The sequence below is a fragment of the Pseudomonas taiwanensis genome (assembly GCF_013393345.1).
In the GTDB taxonomy this organism is placed as follows: Bacteria; Pseudomonadota; Gammaproteobacteria; order Pseudomonadales; family Pseudomonadaceae; genus Metapseudomonas; species Metapseudomonas resinovorans_C.
In genome coordinates this window covers 476,773-501,614 of sequence record NZ_QJRF01000061.1, presented here as the reverse complement: position 1 = coordinate 501,614, position 24,842 = coordinate 476,773, and the positions used below count along the sequence as shown (strand labels likewise).

Below are 24,842 nucleotides of genomic sequence, written 5' to 3'. Positions count from 1 at the left end.
CATGAGCAGAGCTGTCGTGATCCTGCTGTCGCTGGCCGCCGCCACAGCACAGGCTGAACTCAAGGCGCTGGACGACGCGGAGCTTTCCAATGTGGACGGTGCCGGGATCGGCTTCGTGCTGGACCAGGTCCTGCTGGACGCCAACAACGCGACCATCACCATCAATGACATCACCAACGCCGCCAAGCAGAACGTGCCGATCGCGGTGAAGGAGTTCTACCTCGGTGCCGCCGGCAGCAACAAAGGCGCGAACCTCAATCCCGTGACCATCGGCCGGCTCAACCATCCCTTCGCCCTCAACCTGGCCAAGGGCGAAGACATGCGCACCCTGCGGGACGACGGGCAGTGGGTACAGACCACCCCGAGCAATGTCACGGTCCTCGAATTCATGTTCCCCGAGCGTCTGACCGGTGCCGCTGGCCAGCCCTGTATTGCGGGTCTGGCCGCAGCCGGCAACAACTGCTCCAGCCGCGCCAGCGAAAAGGTGGACCTGGGGATTCGCTTCGACTTCCAGGTCGCCGCCGGGCGCACCGATATCCTCAACCTGGACTTCGCCGAATTGGCGATGGACGGCTCCTACCTGCGCCTGTGGGGCGACAGCAGCCGTAGCCAGATGGTGGGTGAGGCGCGCATCAACCTCTTCACCAAGAGCCTGCAGATCATGAGCTGCGCGGCCGGCACCACGGGCTGCACGACCGCCACCGAGCAGCGTGATCGGACCATCTTCCTCAATAACGCCTACGCCAATATCTCCCTCGGATACGGCAAGACTCAGCCGTTGTTGTTCGACGTGAGCAGCAACGGCCAGTTCGTGCTCGAACTGCCCAACCCCACGGCGTCTGGCACCACCCAGGCGCAGAAGGATGCGCTGGCCGCCGACTTCTACGCCAACGCGCCTCGCACCAATATCGTCATCAACAGTCTCCAGGCCGGCAGCGGCAGCTTCAGCAGTGGTGGCTACAACTTCGGCTACAACGCGCTCCAGGGCCTCAGCATCAACTATCTGAAGGTGACCAGCCATGATCTCTAGGGCGCTCTACCTGGCGGTGCTGCTAGGGCTTCCCATGCTGGCGCGAGCCGAACTGCAGGCGCTGGAGGATGCTGACCTGAGCCAGATGAGCGGGCAGGGCGGGGTGTACCTCTCTGGCGAGTTCAGCATCAACAAGAATGGCGGCGTGCTGTGGAACACCCCGGTGTCCAACAACCCCACCACCTGGAAAGCCAACGAGCGCAGCTGCGCCATCGCCGGTGCTGCCACCTCTGAAAGCTGCGGCTTGCGCATTGCCATTCGTTCCGAGGCCAATGGCGGCTGGTACGTGCTGGACAACCTCAAGGGCATCTTCAGCTTCGAGGGCCTGACCCTGAATACACGGCTGATCAACAGCGGTTTTGCTGGCGACGGTGCGGCCTTCAACCAGGACGTCCTGGCCATCGGCCTGCCCAACGAGATGCGCTTCAAGAACGGCAGCTTCGCCTTCGGCGTGGCCAACCAGGGCGGCTGGCAGAACAAGTCCGGCACCGTCGCCAACGGCGGCAACCCCAGCTACCAGCAGACCAACATTTTCTCGGCGAAAGTCGACGGCACCATCCGCATGCAGGGCAGCGTGCTGATCTTCCCGAAGAACTGAGGAACCGACCATGCGCCCAGCCCCCTTGCTGCTCAGCATGCTCCTCGCCTCCCAGGCCCAGGCCATGGAAGCGCTGGATGACTCGACCATGGCCTCGGTCAGCGGCCAGGGCGGCATCAGCCTGGAAACCTCCAGCCAGGGCTGGTCGGCCAGCAGCGTCAGCTATACGCAGGACGGCCGCAGCCTGAACCTGCGTGACGTGAGCAATCGCGCCGCCAGCGGCACCACCAGCACCTCCCAGTCCACCATCGACGTGCAGGGCGGGCAGTTGCAGGTCCAGCACAGTTCCACCCCCCAGGTGCTGGCGGTGAACAACATCGAGATGGATGGCAGCAGCAAGAGCTTCGGCTCGTTCCGCGCCTTCTACACCCTCGGCGCCACCTTGAAGCTCAAGGGCGGCGGCGCCAGCGGAGTCAGCGGGATTGCGGTGGACGACAGCCGGCTGTCCCTCACCGATGTGACCTTCTATTACCGCGACAACGGCTTCGACCTCATCGTCAAAGGCCTGTCCTTCGAGACCTATCTGAACAACGCCTACCTGGACGTCGTCAGCGGCGGCAGTGGTCAGGAGGTCAAGCTCAACCTCGGCGACGCGCGCTTCATCGGCACCATTGGTGGCATCAGCCTCGATCTCGCCCACAGCGATCCCACCGGCTCCCCCGTGACGCCTGGCGCGCCCGACCTGCGTGATCCCAACGCCAGCCGCAGCTTCGGCAAGCTGAACATGGACCTGCGCCTGGGCGGCAGCCTCAGCGTCGCCAGTGGCGGTGCCAGCGGCGAAGGCATCCGCATCCGCCCGGATCTGAATATCGGCAGCAGCCTGTTCCAGTACCAGGACGAAGGCATCCTGCGCGCCGAGAACTTCTCCGGCACCCTGCGCAGTCTTGGCGGCCTGACCTTCGACCTGGCCCAGGACGTGGGCGGCAGTTATGCACAGGTGGCGTTCCAGGACCTCAAGCTCAACGCCACGCTGGGTGGCCTGATCATCGGCAACCCGACCAACCAGAAACTCGGCAGCCTGGCCATCGACCTCAACTTCGCCGACGACGGCGCCAAGCAGAACTGGCTCAAGCTGCGGCCGGGCGGCGACCCCAATTCCGGTGCCAAGGGCCTGACCGCCGATGTCAGCTGGAACATGGCCAACAGCTCGGTTTCCCTCACCGATAACGGCAACAGCATGTGGTTCAGCGGCCTGCGCACCAACGGCACCGGCCAGATCACCCTGGACCTGACCAGGAGCTGCGCCGGCGGGGCCAGCACCGGTTGCTACGCTGGCACCCAGAGCGACATGAGCAAGGGCAGCTACAACGGCCATTTCGACGGTCTGCGCCTTGGGCTTTCCAACATCAAGGGCGGCTACAGCTTCGACGGTCTGCGCGTGGGCTCGCCCAACGCGCCGCTGCAGGGCGGCACCGAACTGCTGGTGCTGATGGAAATCTTCCCGGCCTACGACTTCACCCTGAACGGTCAGATCACCCTGATGCCAGGTGGCAGCAGCGGCGACGGCGTGCGCTACAACGCCGACTTCCTCTTCAGCGATGCCCGCGCCGCGATCTCGGTCGACGAGACCGGCAAGGGCCTGTGGCTGGCGGGCACGACCTACGACATACACTTCCGTGATGGCTCGGTGGACGTAAGTAACAACGGTGTGGAGCTGCGCAAGGGCACCTACTGGTCGAAGCTGGAAGTCAGCGACCTGCGCTGGGGCGATCGCACCACCGGCACCAGCCTCGGCCGACTGGTGCTGAAACGCTTCGAGCAGGGCTCCACCCTGGCGCTAAGTTCCGGCGGTGCCGGCGCACTCTGTGTGGGTGGCAGCGGCACCTCGGCTGGCGCCTGCTCGGCCAGCGGCGGCCGCTGGGAAGATCGCGGCAATGAAGGGGTGTCGGTGAAGTTGAAGAATGTCTTCGTCCGCGATACCGCGATCGAAAGCACCACCAACGGTGTGGCCACCGACGAGAAGCGCAACCAGATCGTCTGGGAAACCAACCGCGTCAACGGCGCCGCCGGCACCGGCAGCCAGCTGGTTGTGGATAACTTCTCCACTTCCGACGGCAACCCCAGTGATCCCAATGCCAACACCTACGGTTTCAACGCCGACCTCAACCTGGACGTGGCGCCCACCAAGGTCTGCACCAAGAACGGCGGCACCTGCAGCCCGGTCAGCCCGGACCCGCTGGGTTTCGCGGTGAACGGCCGCATCCACTTCAAGGAAATCAACGTCGACCGCCTGCAGCACGTCCACCCAACCGGCGGCGCCGTCACCTCCATGTATGGCATCAAGGTGCAGAACGCCGACATCAGCGCCAACCTGACGGCTACGCCGATCAATTGAGGAGGAGGGCGCCGCTTTTCTGTGGGGGCGAATTCATTCGCTGACCGGACCGCAGGTTCGGCCTGTGGATGCCCACAAGAATCACCGGGAGCCCAACCGTTTTGTGGGAGCGAATTCATTCGCGATTGCAGGACGCAGTCCTGCTCTTGCCCGATGGGAGCGCTTCGCACTCCTTTCGCGAATGAATTCGCTCCTACAAGGGATGCTTCCGCGTAGAAATCCACCCGCCCGCCGACCTTTCCGCCTCCCACTTTTCACGCCACAATTCCCTGATCGGGTGCCGTCGCCACAAGCAGTCCGGCACCATCAGCCTGAGCCCCGGCCGCACGCACGGTGGGGCCGTGAGGAGCGAGCCCATGAGCAGCCAAGATCGCGTCATCATCTTCGACACCACCCTGCGGGACGGCGAGCAGAGCCCCGGCGCTTCCATGACCAAGGAAGAAAAGCTGCGCATCGCCAAGGCCCTGGAACGGATGCGGGTGGACGTGATCGAGGCCGGCTTCGCCATCGCCAGCCCCGGTGACTTCGAGGCGGTCAAGGCCATTGCCGACAGCATCAAGGACAGCACCGTATGCAGCCTGTCCCGTGCCGTGGATGCCGACATCGACCGCGCCGCCGAAGCGCTGGCCGGTGCCAACTCTGCGCGCATCCACACCTTCATCGCCACCAGCCCCATCCACATGCAGTACAAGCTGCGGATGCAGCCGGACCAGGTGGTGGAGCAGGCCATTCGCGCGGTATCGCGGGCGCGCAACCTCTGCGATGACGTGGAGTTCTCCTGCGAAGATGCCGGCCGCTCCGAGATCGACTTCCTCTGCCGCATCATCGAAGCCGCGATCGATGCTGGTGCCCGCACCATCAATATCCCCGACACCGTGGGCTACGCCATTCCGCACCAGTACGCCGATACCATGCGTCAGCTCCTGCAGCGCATCCCCAATGCCGACAAGGCGGTGTTCTCGGTGCACTGCCATAACGACCTCGGGCTGGCCGTGGCCAACTCCCTGGCGGCCGTGGCAGTCGGGGCTCGCCAGGTGGAATGCACCATCAACGGCCTGGGCGAGCGCGCCGGCAACGCTGCGCTGGAAGAGATCGTCATGGCGATCAAGACCCGCCAGGACGTGCTCGGCGTCTACACCAACATCGATACCCCGCACATCCTCAGCACCTCGCGCATGGTGTCCGGCATCACCGGCTTCCCGGTGCAGCCGAACAAGGCCATCGTCGGCGCCAACGCCTTCGCGCACGAGTCCGGCATTCACCAGGACGGCGTGCTCAAGCACCGCGAGACCTACGAGATCATGTCCGCCCAGTCCGTCGGTTGGCACACCAACAAGATGGTGCTGGGCAAGCACTCCGGGCGGAACGCCTTCCGCACCCGCCTGGACGAATTGGGCATCGCGCTGGCCAGCGAGGCGGACCTGAATGCCGCCTTCGCCCGCTTCAAGGAGCTGGCGGACAAGAAACACGAGATCTTCGACGAGGACCTGCAGGCGCTGGTCTCCGACACCCTGGGCGAGGAAGCCCCGGAACACTTCAAGCTGGTCTATCTGGAGGTCGCCTCGAAGACCGGCGAAGTGCCCCAAGCCAAGCTGGTGCTGTCCATCGACGGTGTGGAACAGGGTGCCAGCGCCGACGGTTCCGGCCCGGTGGATGCCACCTTCAAGGCGATCGAAAGCCTGGCGACGTCCGAGTCGAGCCTGCAGCTCTATTCAGTCAATGCCATCACCCAGGGGACCGACTCCCAGGGTGAAGTCACCGTCCGCCTGGAAAAAGCCGGACGAATCGTCAACGGAAACGGTGCGGATACCGATATAGTTGTCGCCTCCGCAAAGGCCTACCTCAACGCGCTGAACCTGATGCAGGCCGGCGTGCGCAAGGCTCACCCACAGGTTGCTGACGTTTGATCACAGAACACCGTCGTCGCGCGTATCTCGATGCCATGCAGGTAGCCACCTGGCTACCTCGCACGGCATTGCCCTTCGCCGCGCCCTCCAATCCCGAATTGCTCGCACCGGCCCCGGAAGTTCCCCTCGAGGACACACCGGCTCCGGTCGCTGATGTAAAACCCGCAACCCCCGCAGCGGAAGCCCGCCCGGCGGCGACGCCGGTGCGCGCCAAGATCGAGGTACCCCGTCCTGGCAGCACGCCGCGTCCGACGGTGCAGCCCGAACCCGAAGCTGCCGCCGAAGCCGAAACCGCGCCGGCCAAGGCAGAGGTGCTGCCGCCGCCACGCTTCTCCCTGCAGCTGCTGCGTGCCGCCAACTGCCTGCTGCTGGTGGAATTGCCCACCGGCGAGCCCTTCCAGAGCCGCGACCCGGCGTACCTGCTGCTGAAGGACCTGTTGCGCGCCGCCGGCCTGCCGGATAGCCCGCAGATCCTCGGCGAGCCCGTGCGCTGGCCGTTGCTCAGCCGCGGCAACATGGACCAGGGCCCCGATGCCGCCCGCGACTTCATCCAGGGCTTCGTCGGCGTGCGCATGGAAGAGCAGGGCGAATGTGCCTGCCTCTGGCTCGTGGGCTTGCCGGCAATCCGATTTGCCGGTGAAGCCGACGCCACTGCGTTCGACCGAGAACTGCAGGTCGAAGGCCTCGGCGCGGCCTGGGCACTGCCTGGCCTGGAACTGTTGATGGACGAGCCCGAACGCAAGGGCGAACTCTGGCAAGCCATGCGCCGTGTGATGCGCCGCTGGAAGCACACTGAATGACCGATGCCGTTTCCTTCCGCCCGATGACCGAGGCGGACCTCGATGCAGTCCTGAAAATCGAATACGCCGCCTTCAGCCACCCGTGGACCCGCGGCATCTTCAACGACAGCCTCAAATCCTACGATTGCTGGCTGATGTTCGACGGCGATCAGCAGGTCGGCCACGGCGTGATCAACGTCATCCTCGACGAGGCCCACCTGCTGAATATCACCGTCAAGCCGGAAAGCCAGGGCCGCGGCCTGGGGCTGCGTTTGCTTGAGCGCCTGATGGAGCGCGCCCGCGAGCTGCAGGCCGGCGAATGCTTCCTTGAAGTGCGCGCCAGCAACCAGTCCGCCTACCGCCTATATGAGCGCTACGGCTTCAACGAAATCGGCCGTCGCCGCGATTACTACCCCGCCGTGGGTGGCCGCGAAGACGCCCTGGTCATGGCCTGCACGCTGATCGATTGAGCCCCGCGCAGGCCATTGCCAAAGCTCCCGGTGCTCCGTAAGGTGCCGCCAGCCAGAAGAGGAGAAGACGCATGAGCGACCTGCAACAGCTGATCGACAACAACGCGCGCTGGGCCGAGAAGATCAAACAGCAAGACCCGGACTTCTTTGCCAAGCTGGCCAAGCAGCAGGTGCCGGAATACCTCTGGATTGGCTGCTCGGATGCCCGCGTACCGGCCAACGAAATCGTCGGCATGCTGCCCGGCGACCTCTTTGTCCACCGCAACGTGGCCAACGTCGTGCTGCACACCGACCTCAACTGCCTGTCGGTCATCCAGTACGCCGTGGACGTGCTCAAGGTGCGGCACATCCTGGTCACTGGCCACTACGGCTGCGGTGGCGTCCGCGCCGCCATGCGTGACACCCAGTACGGCCTGATCGATGGCTGGCTGCGTACCATCCGCGATCTCTACTACGACCAGCGCGAGCACCTCGCCACCTTCGCCACCGAAGAGGAGCGCGTCGACCGCCTCTGCGAGCTGAACGTCATCCAGCAGGTGGCCAACGTCAGCCACACCACCATCGTCCAGAACGCCTGGCACCGCGGCCAGGAGCTCTCCGTCCACGGCTGCATCTACGGCATCAAGGACGGCATCTGGAAAAACCTCAACGTCACCGTCAGCGGCATGGAACAACTGCCGCCGCAGTACCGCCTGCGCCCACTCGGACAGAACTGAACCATGACGCAATACAACAGCCGGGCCGTTGGCCTGGCCTGGCTCGGCCTGCTCGTGGCCAGCGTATTCTGGGCGGGCAACGCCCTGGTAGCCCGCGCTTTCCACGATGCCATTCCACCCTTCACCCTGGCCTTCTGGCGCTGGACGCTGGCGCTGGCCATCCTGTTGCCCTTCGTTGCACGGCCCATGTGGGAGCATCGCAGCGCGCTGCGTCATGCCGGCTGGCGCCTGCTGGTAGTGGCCGTGCTGGGGATCAGCACCTACAGCGTGCTGCTCTACTTCGCCGCGCGCACTACCGTGGCCATCAACCTTACCCTGCTCAATACCTGCCTACCGCTGGCCACCTTCATCGGGGCTGGTGTGCTGCTCAATGAATGGCCGCCACGGCGCGCCTGGCTTGGCATGGCGGTAGCGACCAGCGGGCTGCTGGTGCTGATCGCCCAGGGCCGCCTGGCGCAATTGGCCGCGCTGTCGTTCAACCCGGGCGACCTCATCATGCTGCTTGCCGTAGTGGACTGGGCCCTCTACACCCTGTTGCTGCGCCGCTGGAACCACTACTTCAAGCTGCCGCCGCTGGTGCTGCTGGGAGCGCTGGTGGGATGCGGGGTGCCTGTGCTGCTGCCGTTCTACTTGCTGGAGCTGGCCAGCGGGCAGCGCTTCGAACTGTCTGTCGAAAACTTCGCCGCCATTGGCTACACAGGTGTCTGCGCCTCTCTCCTGGCCTATCTTTTGTGGAACCAGGGTATTCGCGTACTGGGCGTGGCCAAGGCTGTGCTCACCAACTACCTGATGCCGGTGTTCACCGCGCTGCTCGGCTACCTGCTGTTGGGCGAGGGCCTGCAGGCCTACCATTGGCTGGGTGGGGCGATGATCTTCTCCGGCCTGTTGTTGGCGACGCGCCCCTCGCTGAGGTGAGTCCATGCACAAACTAGTCGTCATCCCCGGGGATGGCATCGGACACGAAGTGGTGCCTGTGGCGGTCGAGCTGCTGGAAAAACTCCTTCCGGACCTCCAAACCGTGGAAGCGGAGGCCGGCTGGAGCTGCTTCCAGCGCCACGGCAATGCGGTTCCCGAGGCCACCTTCCAGACGATGCGTGACTGCGGCGCCGGTATTTTCGGTGCGGTCTCCTCTCCCACAGGCCAGCGTGTGCCCGGTTACCGCAGCGCCATCCTGCAACTGCGCCAGGGTCTGAAACTCAACACCAACCTGCGCCCAGTGCGCAGTTGGCCCTGTGTCTCGCCCCGGCCGGGCGTCGACCTGATGATTCTCCGAGAGAACAGCGAAGGCCTCTACAGCGGCCGCGAGCATTGGGAATCCGAAGGCGTCGCCATCGCCGAACGGGTCATCAGCCGCGATGCCACCGAAGCCCTGGCCCGCCGCGCACTGGAAGTAGCCAAGGCCCGCAAGGCAAGGCGCATCACCCTGGTCCACAAAACCAACGTCCTACCCGTGACCTGCGGCCTGTTCCGCGACACCTGCCGCGAAGTGCTGGAAGGGGAGGGGTGGGCCGCCGAACTCGACGAACGCCTGGTCGATCTCGCCGCGCTGCAACTGGTGGAGCAACCCGAAGCCTTCGACCTGATCGTCACCAGCAACCTTTTCGGCGACATCCTCTCCGACCTTGCCTGCCACTGGAGCGGCGGCCTGGGCCTGGCGCCTTCCCTCAACTGGGGCAACGGCATCGCCCTGGCTGAACCCGTCCACGGCAGCGCTCCCGACATCGTCGGCAGCGGTCGCGCCAACCCCATTGCTGCCATCCTCAGTGCGGCTCTGCTACTCCGCTACCACTGGCAGAAACCCGCCCTGGCCAATCGCCTGGAAACCGCTGTGGAAAACTTCCTGCGCGAGGAAGGCAAGGCAGACTTCGGCTTCGACACCACCCGGGTAGTAGGACAGGGCATTCTGGCTGCGCTCTAATGCTTTTGCTCCCCTCTCTCTTCAGGGAGAGGGGCCGGGGGCGAGGGCGATAACCCCGCACAGACTTCAGCTTCCACAAATAGAAAACCCCGCCAAAGCGGGGTTTCCACATTCACCCGGAATCAAGTTCCGGTGGCCCAGGCAGAGCCTTCTCTACCAGAACCAACATCCGTTTAGGCGCCCGAACCTCGAGTCGCGCCGAGCCATTCACAATCGGCCCAACCACAATCTCGATCCCCTCCGCCTTCAACATCTCCATCAACGCTGATTCGCTGACTCCTTCCAGCACCCTCAGCGTAAGCACGTCACCTTCCCTGCGTTCGCCAACATGAATCTGCATGTGGATTGCCTCGCATGGACGACCGCGCAAGGTCATCACGAAGGGTGAGAGCGGTCTATGCAGGCTAGAGCGAATCGGATAACTCCTACTAAGGCGTTCGTGGGTTCTGACGTTTTGATTCACCTTCCAGTAGCGGATCATCCAGCACGGTTAGCGGAGGGCGGTAACGTCCCAATATTATTCCAGCGATTGCAATGATTTCACCGGAGGTTCCATGGCCAGCATTACGATTCGCAACCTGGATGACGATCTCAGGGCTCGGCTTCGCGTCGTTGCGGCCAGTCATGGCCGGTCGATGGAAGAGGAGGTGAAGGTGATCCTCGCTGAAGCGCTTGCGAGACAGGACAAGCCCAGTGGAATGGGCTCCCGGATTCATAGCCGCTTTGCTGCTGTGGGTGGCGTTGATGTCGAACTACCCGCCCGCAAGACCAAGGCCCGTGCAGCGGACTTTGATGAATGATCCTGCTCGATACCAATGTGTTGTCTGAGGTATTGACGGTTGCAGTGAGTTGCTAGCCAGCATTCATGAGCTATAGACTTGTACAGTAAATTGCACATGAGGTACCGCCATGCGCGTGGTCAATTTCTCTGATGCCCGCAACAATCTGAAGAAAGTCATCGATGACGTCGTAAACGACTCAGACTTCACCGTGATTTCTCGCCGCGATGCGCCAGACGCCGTGCTGCTTTCCCTCGATAGCTTCAACAGCCTGATGGAAACCGTCCATCTGCTGAAATCGCCGGCTAACGCCGCTCACCTGGCGCGCTCTCTGGCTCAAATGGAATCCGGCAAAACGGTAGTGCGGGGGTTGATGGAGGACGAAGAGCCACCTCCTCGCAAGATTGCAGGCAGTCCGTCGACCGCTGGATCAGCCAAGCCTGAAACGAAGAAAGCGCGGGCTACAGCTGCGAAACCAGGAAAGGCAGCTCGTTGATGACAAGCCGCCTCGTTTGGTCGCTTGAGGCATGGGCTGACTATGAGTACTGGCAGGGCCAGGACAAGAAGACGCTGAAGCGCATCAACCTGCTCATCAAGGATTGCTGTCGAAGTCCATTTGAAGGAGTCGGCAAGCCTGAACCCTTGAAAGAGAACTTGTCGGGATGGTGGTCTAGGCGAATAGATGACACTAACCGACTGGTCTATCGGCAAGTGGGAGAGGCGCTGGAGATTCTGTCGTGCCGCTATCACTACTGACCGGCAACAGCGATGAGCAAAGAGGGGCGTAGCCACTATGGAGGAGGCACCATGACAATCAATGGCATGCGGCCCATTCATCCTGGAGAGATTCTGCGGGAAGAGTTCCTGGAGCCGCTGGGCATCACACCGGCCGCACTCGCTCGCGCGCTGCATGTGTCCGCGCCGACCGTGAACGATATCGTGTGTGAGCGTCGTGGGATCACTGCGGACATGGCCCTCCGACTCGGTCGCTACTTCGATACCACTGCCCAGTTCTGGATGAACCTGCAGACTGAGTGCGCCTTAGCGACTACTTACGCTGCGACTGGCGAAGAGATCGAGTGCGAGATAGAGCCGCTGCGAGCGGTCGAATAGGCTAGTTCACACACCACACGGAAGTTCAAAGCCCCCATATGAAGAAGCTCATCCTCATACTCGCTGTCGGTTTCGCTGCATGGCAGTTCTACTTCAAGCACTAGGATCGCCAGACAGTCACCAGTTACGAAAGTGATTCTGCACCTTCCAGCTTTGCCGCCCAGCCGTCTGCGCCCGCGCTTGCTCGTACCTATTCGTGTGATGGGCGGACCTACTGCTCGCAGATGAGTTCATGCGAAGAGGCGACTTACTTCCTGCAGCATTGCCCTGGAGTGAAGATGGACGGGAACAACGATGGTGTGCCGTGTGAGCAGCAGTGGTGCAACTGAGGGGAATGTAGACAGGGGGTAGTCACTTTGTAGTCACTACCCCAGAAAGCACAAAGGGCTAGCTTTCGCTAACCCTTTGATTTGTATGGTGGCTACACCGGGACTTGAACCTGGGACATCAGCATTATGAATGCTGCGCTCTAACCGACTGAGCTATGTAGCCGAGTGGCGCGCATTTTCCGTATCTCTTGGGGGACTGTCAACCCCTTCGCTTAGATAATTTTGTGATCTTTCAAGCGTTTAGGCGGTAAGAGGGTTTTCAGGAGGGCGCGGTGACGCTCGGTGGGATAGGGGAGGGGCGAGTGATGGGTTTCGCTTCACTCTACACCATCCTACGAAAGCAAAAAGCCCCGGAGGTCCGGGGCTCTTTGTGGATCAGACGTTGAAGCGGAAGTGCATCACGTCGCCGTCCTTGACGATGTATTCCTTGCCTTCCAGGCGCCATTTGCCGGCTTCCTTGGCGCCGTTTTCACCCTTGTACTGGATGAAGTCGTCGTAGGCGACCACTTCGGCACGGATGAAGCCTTTTTCGAAGTCGGTGTGGATAACCGCGGCAGCCTGCGGGGCGGTGGCGCCGACGCGGACGGTCCAGGCGCGAACTTCCTTCACGCCAGCGGTGAAGTAGGTCTGCAGGTTGAGCAGGTCGTAGCCGGCGCGGATCACGCGGTTCAGGCCGGGCTCTTCGAGGCCGAGGGCTTCGAGGAACATGTCCTTCTCTTCGCCGTCATCGAGTTCGGCGATTTCGGCTTCGATCTTGTTGCACACCGGCACCACGATCGCGCCTTCTTCTTCGGCGATGGCCCGGACCACATCCAGGTGCGGGTTGTTATCGAAGCCGTCTTCGGCAACGTTGGCGATGTACATCACCGGTTTGCTGGTGAGCAGGTGGAAGCCGCGAACCAGGCGCTTTTCGTCGTCGCCCAGGTTCTTCAGCAGGGAGCGTGCCGGCTTGCCTTCGCTGAAGTGGGGGATGAGCTTTTCCAGCAGGGCTTTCTGTGCCAGGGCGTCCTTGTCGCCACCCTTGGCGTTACGGGCGACCTTTTGCAGTTGCTTCTCGCAGCTGTCGAGGTCGGCGAAGATCAGTTCGAGGTCGATGATCTCGATGTCGCGCTTGGGATCGACGCTGTTGGAGACGTGGATGACGTTCTCGTCTTCGAAGCAGCGAACCACGTGGGCGATGGCGTCGGTTTCGCGGATGTTGGCGAGGAATTTGTTGCCCAGGCCTTCACCTTTCGACGCGCCCGCAACCAGGCCGGCGATGTCGACGAATTCCATGGTGGTGGGGATCACGCGCTCAGGCTTGACGATCTCGGCCAGGGCGTTGAGGCGCATGTCGGGCATCGGCACGATGCCGCTGTTCGGCTCGATGGTGCAGAAGGGGAAGTTCTCCGCTGCGATGCCGGACTTGGTCAGGGCGTTGAACAGGGTGGACTTGCCGACGTTGGGCAGGCCGACGATGCCGCAATTGAATCCCATGGAATGTGCCTCTGCGCGGAGTGGGTTCAGGCCTTGCGACTGTGCAGCTTCTGCATGGCGCGGGTGAGGTCACCGGCGAGCAGTTCTGGCATCACGTCGAGGGCGAAATCGATGCTGGTGTCGAGCAGTTCCTGTTCGCTGCGCGGGGCGCGGCTGAGTACGAAACCGGATACCAGGCTGCTGTGCCCCGGATGGCCGATGCCAAGCCGCAGGCGATGGAACGAATTCTGGTTGCCGAGCTGGGCGATGATGTCGCGCAACCCGTTGTGGCCGCCGTGGCCGCCGCCGGTCTTGAGCTTGGCGACTCCAGGGGGCATGTCGAGTTCGTCGTGGGCCACCAGGATGGCTTCGGGAGGAATGCGGAAGAACCCGGCCAATGCCGCTACGGACTGGCCGCTGCGGTTCATATAGGTGGTGGGGATCAGCAGACGAACGTCGCGACCTTGATGGGAGAATTTCCCGACCAGGCCGAAATACTTCTTGTCGAGGCTCAGGTTGACGCGTTCGCGATCGGCCAGGCGCTCAACGAAAAGGGCCCCTGCGTTATGCCGGGTCTGGTCGTATTCGGGGCCTGGATTACCCAGGCCGACGATCAGTTGAATGGCAGTCACTACAGGGGCCCTTTATCAGGCTGACGCAGAGTAAGAAATTACTCGGCTTCGCCTTCTTCCTTCACCACGCGGGAAGCATGGATGTTGGCAACTGCCAGGTCGTTGCCGTGGGCCAGGGCCACCAGCTCGACACCTTTCGGCAGGGTCAGGTCGGACAGGTGAACGGTCTGACCTACTTCGACCTTGGCCAGGTCAACTTCGATGAACTCCGGCAGGTCTTTCGGCAGGCAGGAGACTTCGACTTCAGCGATGGTGTGGGAAACTTCGCCGCCGCCTTGCTTCACGCCAACGGAGGTAGCTTCGTTGACGAAGTGCAGGGGCACGTGGGCGGTCAGTTTCTGGCCGGCAACTACGCGCTGGAAGTCAGCGTGCAGTACGAAGCCTTTGGCCGGGTGGCGCTGCAGGGCCTTGATCAGAACGGATTCGGTAGCACCGGCAACGTTCAGGGCGATCACGTGGCTGAAAGCAGCTTCGTTTTCCAGCAGCTTGGCCAGGTCTTTGGCCAGCAGGCTTACGGATACCGGGGCTTTCTCGCCGCCGTAGATTACAGCGGGAACCAGGTTGGCATTACGACGCAGGCGGCGGCTCGCACCTTTCCCCAGGTCGGAACGCGCTTCGGCATTCAGGGCGAAATCAGTCATTACAGTTCTCCAAAATAACCAAAACGCCCGTAATGCTTGCGACCAGCATCCGGGCGGTTGGGCAAAAAGCCCCGCCTGAGCGGGGCGCGTTTCGTCAGGGATGGCCGCTTAGCGGAACATCGCGCTGATCGATTCCTCATTGCTGATGCGGCGAACCGCTTCAGCCACAACCGGCGCGATATCCAGCTGACGGATACGCGAGCAGGCTTGTGCCGCGGCGGACAGGGGGATGGTGTTGGTCACCACCAGCTCGTCCAGCACGGAGTTTTCAATGTTCTCGATGGCACGGCCAGACAACACCGGGTGGGTGCAGTAGGCGTAGACCTTGGCAGCGCCGTGGTCCTTCAGGGCCTTGGCAGCGTGGCCCAGGGTGCCAGCGGTGTCGACCATGTCGTCGACCAGCACGCAGGTGCGGCCTTCGACATCGCCGATGATGTGCATGACTTCGGACTGGTTGGCCTTCGGACGACGCTTGTCGATGATCGCAAGGTCAACGCCGAGGGACTTGGCCACGGCACGGGCACGAACCACGCCGCCGATGTCCGGGGAAACGATCATCAGGTTCTCGAAGCGCTGGTCTTCGATGTCATCGACCAGGACCGGGGAACCGTAGATGTTGTCCACCGGAATGTCGAAGAAGCCCTGAATCTGGTCGGCGTGCAGATCGACGGTGAGTACACGGTCGATGCCGACGACGGTCAGCATGTCAGCCACTACCTTGGCGCTGATGGCCACGCGGGCGGAACGCGGGCGGCGATCCTGGCGGGCATAGCCGAAGTAGGGGATGACCGCAGTGATGCGGGAAGCCGAGGAACGGCGGAAGGCGTCAGCCATCACCACCAGTTCCATCAGGTTATCGTTGGTCGGTGCGCAAGTCGGCTGGATCAGGAAGACGTCCTTGCCGCGGACGTTTTCATTGATTTCAGCACTGATTTCGCCGTCGGAGAATTTGCCTACGGAGGCATCACCGAGGGGAATATGCAGTTGACGTACGACGCGACGCGCCAGATCGGGGTTGGCATTCCCCGTGAAGACCATCATCTTGGACACGCGCAGTACCTGCCGGCTGAGGGTAGACCTGATGAATCAAAAAGCCGTTCAAAGGCCGTGGGCTTTTGAACAGCTTTTCAAGTGTATGGCAGGGGCGGCTGGATTCGAACCAACGCATGGCAGGATCAAAACCTGCTGCCTTACCGCTTGGCGACGCCCCTATGTGTGTAACTCGCTATGCAGGATATTCGTTTCGCTGTACGCATGACCCAGTGGGTTAATGGCAGGGGCGGCTGGATTCGAACCAACGCATGGCAGGATCAAAACCTGCTGCCTTACCGCTTGGCGACGCCCCTGTATCGTACAACCGAATGCCTTGCATTCCTTCTCAAGCCAGACCTTGAAGCTTGCGGTGCAACATGGAGATGTTGCGGCCTTGGGCGACAAAGCTCGGCAGAGTGGCCGGAAGTTGGCGGCGAACTTTATCAGCATCGCCTTTGTTTGGGAAGCTCCCAAACACACAAGATCCAGTGCCGGTCAATCTAGCTGAAGTGAATTTATTCAACAAGATCAGAGCGTTACGTACATCTGGGTAACGCTTCTCGACCACCGGCTGGCAATCGTTACGACCGCCCCCCTCAAGAAGGCTGCGAACTTTAATGGGCGGCGAATTCCGTGTCAACTCAGGATCGGAGAAAACTTCTGCTGTGCTGACAAAGACTTGCGGCACAGCGACGAGGAACCACGGCTCTGGCAGTTCAACCGGCGTCAGCTGCTCGCCGACGCCTTCAGCAAAGGCCGCGCGACCGCGCACGAAAACCGGCACATCGGCGCCCAGGGTAAGTCCCAGGGAGGCGAGTCGATCCTCGCTCCAGCCCAGGTTCCACAGGCGATCGAGGGCGAGCAGGGTGGTCGCGGCGTCGGAGCTGCCGCCACCGATCCCGCCCCCCATGGGCAGGCGTTTCTCCAGCCAGATGTCCGCGCCGAGTCGGCAGCCCGACTCGGCCTGGAGCTTGCGCGCTGCGCGGACGATCAGGTTGCTGTCATGGGGAACGCCAGGCACGTCGGTTCGCAGGTGGATTTCACCATCGTCGCGCAAGGCGAAGCCCAGCTCGTCGCCGTGATCGAGAAACTGGAAGAGGGTCTGCAGCTCGTGATATCCGTCGGCCCGGCGGCCGAGGATGTGCAGCATCAGGTTGAGCTTGGCCGGTGCCGGCAGGATGAGTTGCGCATCCTGCATGTCACTGGCCGAGCTGGCGTGGCTGCCAGTCCTTGATCACGAGGGTGACGTCGAGGTTCTCGCCGCTGAGTTTGATGCGCTCGGGCAGTGTGTAGCCGTTCTGTTCGACGTAGCTCAGGTACTGCACCTGCCAGCCATCCTGCTCGAGGCGGGCAAGGCGGCTATCACCGTCCAGCGTCAGGCGGCTGCGGCTGTCCGGTGCGGGCAGGCCGCGTACCCACCAGAGCAGGTGGGAAACGGGCAGACGCCAGCCGAGTTGTTCTTCGAGCAGCGCCTCGGGGGAATCAGCCTGGTAGCGGCCCTGGTTGGCCACTTCCAGCTCGATATTGCCCGGACGGCCAGTCAGGCGGGCCGCGCCGCGACCCAGTGGGCCGGACAGGCGAATGTCGTAATAATCCTGGCGCTGCAGCCAGAACAGGGTGCCGCTGCCGGAATCCTTGGGTGCACGGATGCCGACCTTGCCGCTGATCTGCCAGCCATCGAGGGTGCTGACCTGTTCCTTGTGAGCTTTCCAGGTGGCCTGGTTACCCTGGCCTTCGAGGGTTTCGCGCGGGGCGAGGGCGGAGCAGCCGGTGAGCAGGACTAGCGCACCGACGGCCAGGAGATTACGTAAACGCATGGATCAGAGGTTTCCGGAGCCAGTCAGGCGTTGCAGGGTGTCACGGAGGATGGCGCTGTCGGGCTGCTTCTGCAGGGCTTCCGCCCAGACCTTGCGGGCTTCGACCTGTTTGCCCTGGGCCCAGAGCACTTCGCCGAGGTGGGCAGCCACTTCGTGGTCGGGGAACTCCTGCAGTGCCTGGCGCAGCAGTCGTTCGGCCTCCGACAGGTTGCCCATGCGGTAATTCACCCAGCCGAGGCTGTCGAGGATCGCCGGGTCGTCCGGGTTCAGCTTGTGGGCCTGCTCCACCAGCTTCCTGGCTTCGTCGTAGCGCGTCGTGCGGTCGGCGAGGGTGTAGCCAAGGGCGTTCAGCGCCATGGCGTTTTCCGGCTCACGTTCGATGATGAAGCGCAGGTCCTTTTCCAGTTGGGCCAGGTCGTTGCGCTTCTCGGCCAGCATCGCGCGGGTGTAGAGAAGGTTGAGGTCGTCCGGGAACTGCTGCAGCCCCTGATGGATGACCTTCCAGGCGCGCTCCGGCTGTTGGCGCTCGGTCAGGCTCTCGGCTTCGATCAGGTAAAGCTGGATGGCGTAATCAGGCTGGGCATCACGGGCCTTGGCCAGGCGTGCCTCGGCTTCATCGGCGCGGCCGCTTTCGAGGAGGATTTCCACCTGACGCACCTGCGCGGGCAGGTAGTCGTTGCCGGGGCCGACCAACGCGTACTCGATCAGAGCGCTTTCCTTGTCGCCGCGCTTTTCGTAGACCTGGCCCAGGTTGAAGTGGGCGGAATCGACGTGGCTACCGCGCTCCACCAGCTCCTCCAGGTAGACCTGGGCTTCGTCCCAGGCTTCGCCTTCCAGGCAGACCAGTGCCAGGGAGTAGCGGAGGTCGTCGTCGTCGGGGAACTGCTGTACCAGGCCGGCAAACTCGGACTTGGCTTCGTCCAGGCGGTCCTGCTCCACCAGCATGCGGGCGTAGGTCAGGCGCAGGCGCTTGTCGTCCGGGTGCTGCTTGATGGCTTTCTGCAGCAGCGGCAGGGCTTCATCGCCACGCTTGAGGCTTTGCAGCAGGCGAGCGCGGAGCAGGATCGGGGCGATTTCCTTGTCGTTGGCGGGGACGCCTTCGAGCAGGGTAAGGGCTTCTTCGGTGCGACCGTCCTGTTGCAGCAGCACGGCCTTGCCGAACACCAGCTGGCTGTTGTCGGGGTGCTTGGCCAGCAGGCGGTCGAAGCTCTGCAGCAGGCCGGCGCGGGTATCGGCGTCGGTTTCCGCGGCGGAGAGTGCGAGGAAGTCGAAGTGGGTGTCGCCCTGGCCCTGGAGCACTTTCTCCATATAGGCCATGGCTTCGTCGTAGCGTCCGGCGCGGGCCAGCTGCACGGCAGCGGCGCGCTGGGCGTCGAGGTTGTCAGGGGCGCTTTTGGCCCAGATCAGCGCGGTATCCAGCGCAGCCTGGTCGGCACCCAGGTATTCGGCGATGCGGAAGGCGCGCTCGGCCACGGCCGGGTCCTGCGTGGCATTGGCCTGTTGCACATAGTTGCCGAGGGCGATATCGAAGCGATTGCGCTGCCCGGCCAGTTCGGCGGCGAGCAGTGCGTAGAGGGTTTCGCGGTTGAACGAGCCATAGACCTCGGGCTTGGCGGGCGCGGAGGCCTGGTTGCCTTCCTCGACCGGGGGAGTGCCGTCCGGGGACTTGTGGGTCAAGCTCTGACAGCCGCCGAGGAACAGCAAGGCGGTCAGCAACGCGAGGGATCTATTCATATAGGAAGGAGGGGGCTAACCAGCGAGTGGCCCATCATGACACAAGCCGTCAGGCTAGCACATGGGGCGGGGGCCGACCTGCGGCGGGGCAAAACCTGTGCGGGCAGACAATTATCGGCAATGGTTGTCGTCGTTCGGGTGAAGTAGGACAATTGCGCGCCCTCCCGTTTCAGTTAGCGACCCTGCATGGCCTTCATTGCTCTTGGTATCAACCACAAGACCGCCTCGGTGGACGTCCGCGAACGCGTGGCCTTCACCCCCGAGCAGCTGGTGGAGGCCCTGCAGCAGCTGTGTCGCATCACGCCCAGCCGTGAAGCGGCCATCCTCTCCACCTGCAACCGCAGTGAGCTCTACCTGGAGCAGGATCACCCGAGCACCGATGAAGTCCTCGCGTGGCTGGCCGGCTATCACAACCTCAGCCTGGAAGAGTTGCGCGCCTGTGCCTACGTGCACCAGGACGATGACGCCGTTCGCCATATGATGCGCGTCGCCTCCGGGCTGGACTCCATGGTCCTTGGCGAACCCCAGATTCTCGGCCAGATGAAGTCCGCCTACGCCGTAGCGCGTGAGGCCGGTACCGTCGGCCCGCTGCTCGGTCGCCTGTTCCAGGCCACCTTCAGTACTGCCAAGACGGTGCGCACTGACACCGCCATCGGCGAAAACCCGGTTTCCGTGGCCTTCGCGGCGGTCAGCCTGGCCAAGCAGATTTTCTCCGACCTGCACCGCAGCCAGGCGCTGCTGATCGGCGCGGGCGAAACCATCACCCTGGTCGCCCGCCACCTGCATGAGCAGGGCGTGAAGCGCATCGTCGTCGCCAACCGGACCCTTGAGCGCGCCAGCATCCTCGCCGAGGAGTTCGGTGCCCATGCGGTGTTGCTGGCTGACATGCCCCAGGAGCTGGTCAACAGCGACATCGTCATCAGTTCCACCGCCAGCCAGCTGCCGATCCTTGGCAAGGGCGCGGTGGAGCGCGCACTGAAGCAGCGCCGGCACAAGCCGATTTTCATGGTGGACATCGCCGTCCCGCGCGACATCGAGCCCGAAGTCGGCGAACTGGACGACGTCTACCTCTACACCGTGGACGACCTGCACGAGGTGGTCGCGGAGAACCTCAAGAGCCGCCAGGGCGCGGCGCAAGCCGCTGAAGAACTGGTAGGCGCCGGCGTCGACGAGTTCATGCAGCGCCTTCGCGAGCTGGCCGCAGTCGACGTGCTGCGTGCCTATCGCCAGCAGGCCGAGCGTCTGCGTGATGAGGAAGTGGCCAAGGCCCAGCGTCTGCTGCAGAACGGCACCTCGGCCGAGGAAGTGATGGCGCAACTTGCCCGCGGCCTCACCAACAAGCTGCTGCACGCCCCCAGCGTGCAGCTGAAGAAACTCTCCGCCGATGGCCGCTTCGACGCGCTGGTCGTGGCCCAGGAACTCTTCGCCCTCGACGAGGGCTCGGATAAACGTTCGCAATGAAAGCTTCCCTGCTGAACAAGCTCGACCTCCTCCAGGACCGTTACGAGGAACTCACCGCCCTGCTCGGCGATGCCGAAGTCATCACTGACCAGGGCAAGTTCCGTGCTTACTCCAAGGAGTTCGCCGAGGTCGAGCCGGTGATCCTCGCCTTCCGCGAGTTCCGCAAGGTTCAGGGGGACCTCGAGGGCGCCCAGGCGCTGCTCAAGGACAGCGACCCTGACCTGCGCGAGATGGCCGAAGAAGAAGTGGGCCAGGCTCGAGAGCAGTTGGTGGAGCTGGAGGACCGTCTCCAACGCATGCTGCTGCCGAAGGACCCCAATGACGGCCGCAACGTCTTCCTGGAAATTCGTGCCGGCACGGGCGGTGACGAGGCGGCGATCTTCTCCGGCGACCTGTTCCGCATGTATTCCCGGTATGCCGAGCGCCAGGGTTGGCGTGTCGAGATCCTCTCCGAGAACGAGGGGGAGCACGGCGGATACAAGGAAGTGATTGCCCGCGTCGAAGGCGAGAACGTTTACGCCAAGCTCAAGTTCGAGTCCGGCGCGCATCGCGTGCAGCGGGTGCCGGAAACCGAATCCCAGGGTCGCATCCATACCTCCGCCTGCACCGTGGCCGTGTTGCCCGAGCCGGACGAGCAGGCCGCAATCGAGATCAATGCCGCCGATCTGCGTGTCGATACCTATCGCGCTTCCGGCGCCGGTGGCCAGCACGTGAACAAGACTGACTCGGCGGTGCGCATCACCCACATCCCGTCGGGCATCGTCGTCGAGTGCCAGGAAGAGCGTTCCCAGCACAAGAACCGCGCCAAGGCCATGGCCTGGCTGGCGGCCAAGCTGAACGACCAGCAGGAAGCCGCAGCCCACAAGGAAATGTCCGATACCCGCCGTTTGCTGGTGGGCTCCGGCGATCGCTCCGAACGTATCCGCACCTACAACTATCCGCAGGGCCGGGTCACCGACCATCGCATCAACCTCACGCTCTATGCGCTGGACGACGTCATGGCCGGTAGCGTCGAGGCCGTGATCGAGCCGCTGCTTGCCGAATACCAGGCTGACCAGCTGGCAGCGCTGGGAGACTGACGTGACTATCATCGCCAGCCTCCTCGGCGAAGCCCGCCTGCCGGACTCGCCCACCCCGCGCCTGGACGCCGAACTGCTGCTGTCCGCCGCCCTTGGCAAGCCGCGCAGCTTCCTGCACACCTGGCCAGAGCGCGTGGTTTCCAGCGAAGTGGCCGAACGCTACGCCAGCTTCCTGGAGCGTCGCCGCACCGGTGAACCGGTCGCCTACATCCTTGGCCACCAAGGCTTCTGGAGCCTGGACCTGGAAGTGGCCCCGGATACCCTGATTCCGCGCCCGGACACCGAATTGCTGGTGGAAACCGCCCTGGCGTTGCTGCCCGCGAATCCGGCCGAGGTGCTCGACCTGGGCACTGGAACTGGCGCCATTGCCTTGGCCTTGGCGTGCGAACGCCTGGGTTGGAAGGTCACCGGTGTCGATCGCATTGCCGCCGCCGTGGAACTGGCCGAGCGCAACCGCGCGCGACTGAAACTGAACAATGCCCGGTTCGTGGAAAGCCACTGGTTCTCCGCGCTGGGCGAACAACGCTTCGCGATGATCGTCAGCAACCCGCCCTACATTCGCGCCCAGGACCCGCACCTGGCCGAGGGCGATGTGCGCTTCGAACCCTCCAGCGCCCTGGTGGCCGGAGCGGATGGCCTGGACGACATTCGCCGGATCATCGCCGACGCGCCGCGGCATCTGCTGCCGGGTGGCTGGCTGCTGCTGGAACACGGTTACGACCAGGCCCCGGCCGTGCGCGACCTGCTTGTTCAGCAGGGCTTCCAGCAGGTGGAGAGCCGCCGCGACCTGGGCGGTCATGAACGTATTTCTCTTGGGCAATGGCCATGCTGAGTGACCAGGAACTCCTTCGCTACAGCCGGCAGATCCTCCTGCCGCAGATCGATATCGATGGTCAGCTGCGCCTGAAGCAGGGCCGCGTCCTGATCGTTGGCCTCGGCGGCCTCGGCTCGCCGGTTTCCCTCTACCTGGCCGCTGCCGGCGTGGGTGAGCTGCATCTCGCGGACTTCGACAGCGTCGACCTGACCAACCTGCAGCGGCAGATCGTCCACGACAGCAACAGCGTCGGGCTGAGCAAGGTCGACTCGGCCATGGCCCGGCTTGCCGCGCTGAACCCCGAGGTCCGTCTGGTGCCGCATAGCCGCGCGCTGGACGTGGACTCCCTGGCCGCGGCAGTCGCCGCCGTCGACGTGGTTCTGGATTGCACCGACAACTTCGGTACCCGCGAAGCGGTGAACGCGGCGTGCGTGGCTGCCGGCAAGCCATTGGTGTCCGGCGCCGCGATCCGTCTCGAAGGCCAGCTTTCGGTTTTCGATCCTCGTCGCGACGACAGCCCCTGCTACCACTGCCTCTACGGCCATGGCAGCGAAGCCGAACTGACCTGCAGCGAAGCCGGCGTGGTCGGCCCGCTGGTTGGACTGGTGGGCAGCCTGCAGGCCCTGGAAGCGCTCAAGCTGATCGCCGGCTTCGGTGAGCCCATGGTCGGCCGCCTGTTGCTGGTGGACGCCTTGGGCAGTCGCTTCCGGGAGCTGCGAGTGAAACGCGACCCGGCCTGCGAAGTCTGCGGAGTGCGGCATGCCTGAGGCGGCGGTTGGGGTCTTCGACTCAGGCGTCGGCGGCCTTTCCGTACTCCGGGAAATCCGTTCTTTGCTGCCTCGCGAATCCCTTCTCTACGTAGCGGACAGTGGCCACGTGCCCTACGGCGAGAAAAGCGCGGACTTCATCCGCGAGCGCAGCCATCGTATTGCCGAGTTCCTGCTCGACCAGGGTGCCAAGGCGCTGGTGCTGGCCTGCAACACAGCCACCGTGGCTGCCGTGGCCGACCTGCGGGAACGTTATCCACAGCTGCCTATCGTCGGCATGGAGCCGGCAGTGAAGCCGGCTGCGGCAGCGACGCGCAGCGGCGTGGTAGGGGTGCTGGCGACCACTGGCACCCTGAAGAGCGCCAAGTTCGCCGCATTGCTGGATCGGTTCGCGGGCGATGTGCGCGTCATTACCCAGCCCTGCCCGGGGCTGGTCGAACGCATCGAGGCTGGCGACCTGATGGGGCCGGAAACGCGCGCCCTGCTGACGGCCTACGTCGAGCCGCTGCTGGCCGAGGGCAGCGATACCTTGATCCTCGGCTGTACTCACTACCCCTTCCTGCGCCCCTTGCTGCGCGAGATGGTGCCGGACTCGGTCAGCCTGATCGATACCGGCGCGGCGGTCGCCCGGCAGTTGCAGCGGCTGCTCGAGGCACGCGGCCTGTTGGCGGAAGAAGAGGCCGAGGCCTGCCTCTTCTGGTCCAGCGGCGATCCATCGGCGATGCAGGAAATCTTGCCGATTCTCTGGGGCGAATCCGTCCATGTGGACAGGTTTCCGGATTGATACAAAAGTCCGCCAGATGTCTTTCCCCGATTAAAAAGCTATCTATAATCGCCGTCAGATATTAAGAATTTTCTGCCTGCACTTCAGAAAAAGGATTGGTTTCATGAAGAAGCTTTTCTGCTGGGCCGCCGCTGCAACCCTTTCCCTCGGCCAAGTCGTTTCCGCGCAAGCTGCGGACGTTTCCCTGGACATCGGCCAGACTGGCGAATCCACCATGGTGTATCGCCTGGGGACCCAGTTCGACTTCTCCAGCAGTTGGTTTCAGACCAATGTAGGGCGTCTGACCGGTTACTGGGATGCCGCCTACACCTACTGGGAAGGTGATGAGACCTCCAGCAACAACAGCCTTTCCTTCACTCCGGTGTTCGTTTACGAGTTCGCTGGTGAAACCGTGAAGCCTTACATCGAGGCTGGTATCGGCGCGGCCGTGTTCTCCGATACCGACCTGGAAGACAACGACCTGGGTTCCTCCTTCCAGTTTGAAGACCGCATCGGCCTGGGCCTGCGCTTCGCCAACCAGGAAGTCGGCGTGCGCGCCATGCACTACTCCAACGCCGGCATCAAGCAGCCGAACGATGGCGTGGAGACCTACACCCTGCACTATCGCCTGTCCTTCTGAGGCGAATCCGCAGTATCGAAAGCCGGGCCAAGC

Annotated in this window: 27 protein-coding genes, 3 tRNA genes and 1 pseudogene; 20 read left to right on the top strand and 11 right to left on the bottom strand. The window is 63.3% G+C overall.

Going from position 1 to position 24,842, the window contains the following annotated elements:
• Nucleotide 1 precedes the first annotated feature (1 nt).
• The 9 genes from DM872_RS16820 (at nt 2) to DM872_RS16780 (ending at nt 9,753) form a co-directional block, all read left to right on the top strand.
• Nucleotides 2–1,030: a hypothetical protein gene (locus tag DM872_RS16820; RefSeq protein WP_179060540.1), complete on the top strand. Its 1,029-nt coding sequence runs from the start codon at nt 2–4 to the stop codon at nt 1,028–1,030.
• Nucleotides 1,020–1,628: a DUF6160 family protein gene (locus DM872_RS16815; protein ID WP_179060539.1), complete on the top strand. Its 609-nt coding sequence runs from the start codon at nt 1,020–1,022 to the stop codon at nt 1,626–1,628. Before DM872_RS16820 ends, DM872_RS16815 begins: the two co-directional genes overlap by 11 nt.
• A gap of 10 nt (nt 1,629–1,638) precedes the next feature.
• Nucleotides 1,639–3,963: a DUF6160 family protein gene (locus tag DM872_RS16810; protein ID WP_179060538.1), complete on the top strand. Its 2,325-nt coding sequence runs from the start codon at nt 1,639–1,641 to the stop codon at nt 3,961–3,963.
• A 356-nt stretch (nt 3,964–4,319) separates the two neighbouring features.
• Nucleotides 4,320–5,870: a 2-isopropylmalate synthase gene (locus DM872_RS16805; RefSeq protein ID WP_179060537.1), complete on the top strand. Its 1,551-nt coding sequence runs from the start codon at nt 4,320–4,322 to the stop codon at nt 5,868–5,870.
• A complete protein-coding gene (locus DM872_RS16800; protein ID WP_179060536.1) occupies nt 5,867–6,670 on the top strand; it encodes an energy transducer TonB in 804 nt (267 codons plus the stop codon). The genes DM872_RS16805 and DM872_RS16800 overlap by 4 nt, the downstream gene beginning before the upstream one ends.
• Nucleotides 6,667–7,119, top strand: coding sequence for a ribosomal protein S18-alanine N-acetyltransferase (gene rimI, locus DM872_RS16795; RefSeq protein WP_179060535.1), 453 nt, complete (start codon nt 6,667–6,669; stop codon nt 7,117–7,119). Before DM872_RS16800 ends, rimI begins: the two co-directional genes overlap by 4 nt.
• A 71-nt stretch (nt 7,120–7,190) precedes the next feature.
• The gene (gene can / locus DM872_RS16790) at nt 7,191–7,835 is read left to right on the top strand and encodes a carbonate dehydratase (protein ID WP_179060534.1); all 645 of its coding nucleotides are present in this window, start codon (nt 7,191–7,193) and stop codon (nt 7,833–7,835) included.
• Nucleotides 7,836–7,838: 3 nt separating this feature from the next.
• Nucleotides 7,839–8,750 carry a DMT family transporter gene (locus DM872_RS16785; RefSeq protein ID WP_077524261.1) on the top strand — a complete coding sequence of 304 codons (912 nt, stop codon included), beginning with the start codon at nt 7,839–7,841 and terminating at the stop codon, nt 8,748–8,750.
• Nucleotides 8,751–8,754: 4 nt separating this feature from the next.
• Nucleotides 8,755–9,753, top strand: coding sequence for an isocitrate/isopropylmalate dehydrogenase family protein (locus DM872_RS16780; RefSeq protein WP_179060533.1), 999 nt, complete (start codon nt 8,755–8,757; stop codon nt 9,751–9,753).
• Between the two features lie 112 nt (nt 9,754–9,865).
• Here DM872_RS16780 and DM872_RS16775 read toward each other — a convergent pair whose 3' ends face one another.
• Nucleotides 9,866–10,093, bottom strand: coding sequence for a hypothetical protein (locus DM872_RS16775; RefSeq protein ID WP_179060532.1), 228 nt, complete (start codon nt 10,091–10,093; stop codon nt 9,866–9,868).
• Between the two features lie 214 nt (nt 10,094–10,307).
• Between DM872_RS16775 and DM872_RS16770 the strand changes: the two genes are divergently transcribed.
• From DM872_RS16770 to DM872_RS30950, 5 genes and pseudogenes are all read left to right on the top strand, one after another.
• Nucleotides 10,308–10,553: a FitA-like ribbon-helix-helix domain-containing protein gene (locus DM872_RS16770; RefSeq protein ID WP_179060531.1), complete on the top strand. Its 246-nt coding sequence runs from the start codon at nt 10,308–10,310 to the stop codon at nt 10,551–10,553.
• Nucleotides 10,554–10,662: 109 nt separating this feature from the next.
• Entirely contained in the window at nt 10,663–11,028 is a 366-nt protein-coding gene (locus tag DM872_RS16765) for a type II toxin-antitoxin system Phd/YefM family antitoxin (protein WP_179060530.1), read from the top strand.
• Entirely contained in the window at nt 11,028–11,288 is a 261-nt protein-coding gene (locus tag DM872_RS16760; protein ID WP_179060529.1) for a Txe/YoeB family addiction module toxin, read from the top strand. The genes DM872_RS16765 and DM872_RS16760 overlap by 1 nt, the downstream gene beginning before the upstream one ends.
• Nucleotides 11,289–11,339: 51 nt before the next feature.
• Complete coding sequence (locus DM872_RS16755; RefSeq protein WP_179060528.1) at nt 11,340–11,645, top strand: HigA family addiction module antitoxin; 306 nt, start codon at nt 11,340–11,342, stop codon at nt 11,643–11,645.
• Between the two features lie 38 nt (nt 11,646–11,683).
• Nucleotides 11,684–11,974, top strand: a pseudogene (locus tag DM872_RS30950) (excalibur calcium-binding domain-containing protein).
• Between the two features lie 86 nt (nt 11,975–12,060).
• On the opposite strand, the gene DM872_RS16745 reads toward DM872_RS30950, so the two are convergent.
• From DM872_RS16745 to DM872_RS16700, 10 genes are all read right to left on the bottom strand, one after another.
• A tRNA-Met gene (locus DM872_RS16745) sits at nt 12,061–12,137 on the bottom strand.
• Between the two features lie 212 nt (nt 12,138–12,349).
• Nucleotides 12,350–13,450 carry a redox-regulated ATPase YchF gene (gene ychF, locus DM872_RS16740; protein ID WP_179060527.1) on the bottom strand — a complete coding sequence of 367 codons (1,101 nt, stop codon included), beginning with the start codon at nt 13,448–13,450 and terminating at the stop codon, nt 12,350–12,352.
• A gap of 26 nt (nt 13,451–13,476) precedes the next feature.
• A complete protein-coding gene (gene pth / locus DM872_RS16735) occupies nt 13,477–14,061 on the bottom strand; it encodes an aminoacyl-tRNA hydrolase (RefSeq protein WP_077524268.1) in 585 nt (194 codons plus the stop codon).
• 38 nt (nt 14,062–14,099) lie between these two features.
• Nucleotides 14,100–14,702, bottom strand: a complete 603-nt coding sequence (locus DM872_RS16730) for a 50S ribosomal protein L25/general stress protein Ctc (protein ID WP_179060526.1) — start codon at nt 14,700–14,702, stop codon at nt 14,100–14,102.
• Between the two features lie 108 nt (nt 14,703–14,810).
• A complete protein-coding gene (locus DM872_RS16725) occupies nt 14,811–15,752 on the bottom strand; it encodes a ribose-phosphate pyrophosphokinase (RefSeq protein WP_028629917.1) in 942 nt (313 codons plus the stop codon).
• An 86-nt stretch (nt 15,753–15,838) separates the two neighbouring features.
• A tRNA-Gln gene (locus DM872_RS16720) sits at nt 15,839–15,913 on the bottom strand.
• A gap of 60 nt (nt 15,914–15,973) precedes the next feature.
• Nucleotides 15,974–16,048, bottom strand: a tRNA-Gln gene (locus DM872_RS16715).
• A 32-nt stretch (nt 16,049–16,080) separates the two neighbouring features.
• Entirely contained in the window at nt 16,081–16,932 is an 852-nt protein-coding gene (gene ispE / locus DM872_RS16710) for a 4-(cytidine 5'-diphospho)-2-C-methyl-D-erythritol kinase (protein WP_179060525.1), read from the bottom strand.
• Nucleotide 16,933: 1 nt separating this feature from the next.
• Nucleotides 16,934–17,551, bottom strand: coding sequence for a lipoprotein insertase outer membrane protein LolB (lolB, locus tag DM872_RS16705; protein WP_179060524.1), 618 nt, complete (start codon nt 17,549–17,551; stop codon nt 16,934–16,936).
• 3 nt (nt 17,552–17,554) lie between these two features.
• Nucleotides 17,555–19,285, bottom strand: coding sequence for a tetratricopeptide repeat protein (locus tag DM872_RS16700; RefSeq protein ID WP_179060523.1), 1,731 nt, complete (start codon nt 19,283–19,285; stop codon nt 17,555–17,557).
• A 186-nt stretch (nt 19,286–19,471) separates the two neighbouring features.
• Between DM872_RS16700 and hemA the strand changes: the two genes are divergently transcribed.
• The 6 genes from hemA (at nt 19,472) to DM872_RS16670 (ending at nt 24,809) form a co-directional block, all read left to right on the top strand.
• Complete coding sequence (gene hemA, locus DM872_RS16695) at nt 19,472–20,746, top strand: glutamyl-tRNA reductase (protein WP_179060522.1); 1,275 nt, start codon at nt 19,472–19,474, stop codon at nt 20,744–20,746.
• Entirely contained in the window at nt 20,743–21,825 is a 1,083-nt protein-coding gene (prfA, locus tag DM872_RS16690; protein ID WP_077524274.1) for a peptide chain release factor 1, read from the top strand. The genes hemA and prfA overlap by 4 nt, the downstream gene beginning before the upstream one ends.
• Before the next feature lies 1 nt (nt 21,826).
• Nucleotides 21,827–22,657, top strand: coding sequence for a peptide chain release factor N(5)-glutamine methyltransferase (prmC, locus tag DM872_RS16685; protein WP_179060521.1), 831 nt, complete (start codon nt 21,827–21,829; stop codon nt 22,655–22,657).
• Entirely contained in the window at nt 22,651–23,406 is a 756-nt protein-coding gene (locus DM872_RS16680) for a molybdopterin-synthase adenylyltransferase MoeB (protein WP_179060520.1), read from the top strand. Before prmC ends, DM872_RS16680 begins: the two co-directional genes overlap by 7 nt.
• Nucleotides 23,399–24,190, top strand: coding sequence for a glutamate racemase (gene murI, locus DM872_RS16675; protein WP_179060519.1), 792 nt, complete (start codon nt 23,399–23,401; stop codon nt 24,188–24,190). The genes DM872_RS16680 and murI overlap by 8 nt, the downstream gene beginning before the upstream one ends.
• A gap of 103 nt (nt 24,191–24,293) precedes the next feature.
• The gene (locus DM872_RS16670; protein WP_179060518.1) at nt 24,294–24,809 is read left to right on the top strand and encodes an acyloxyacyl hydrolase; all 516 of its coding nucleotides are present in this window, start codon (nt 24,294–24,296) and stop codon (nt 24,807–24,809) included.
• Nucleotides 24,810–24,842 lie beyond the last annotated feature (33 nt).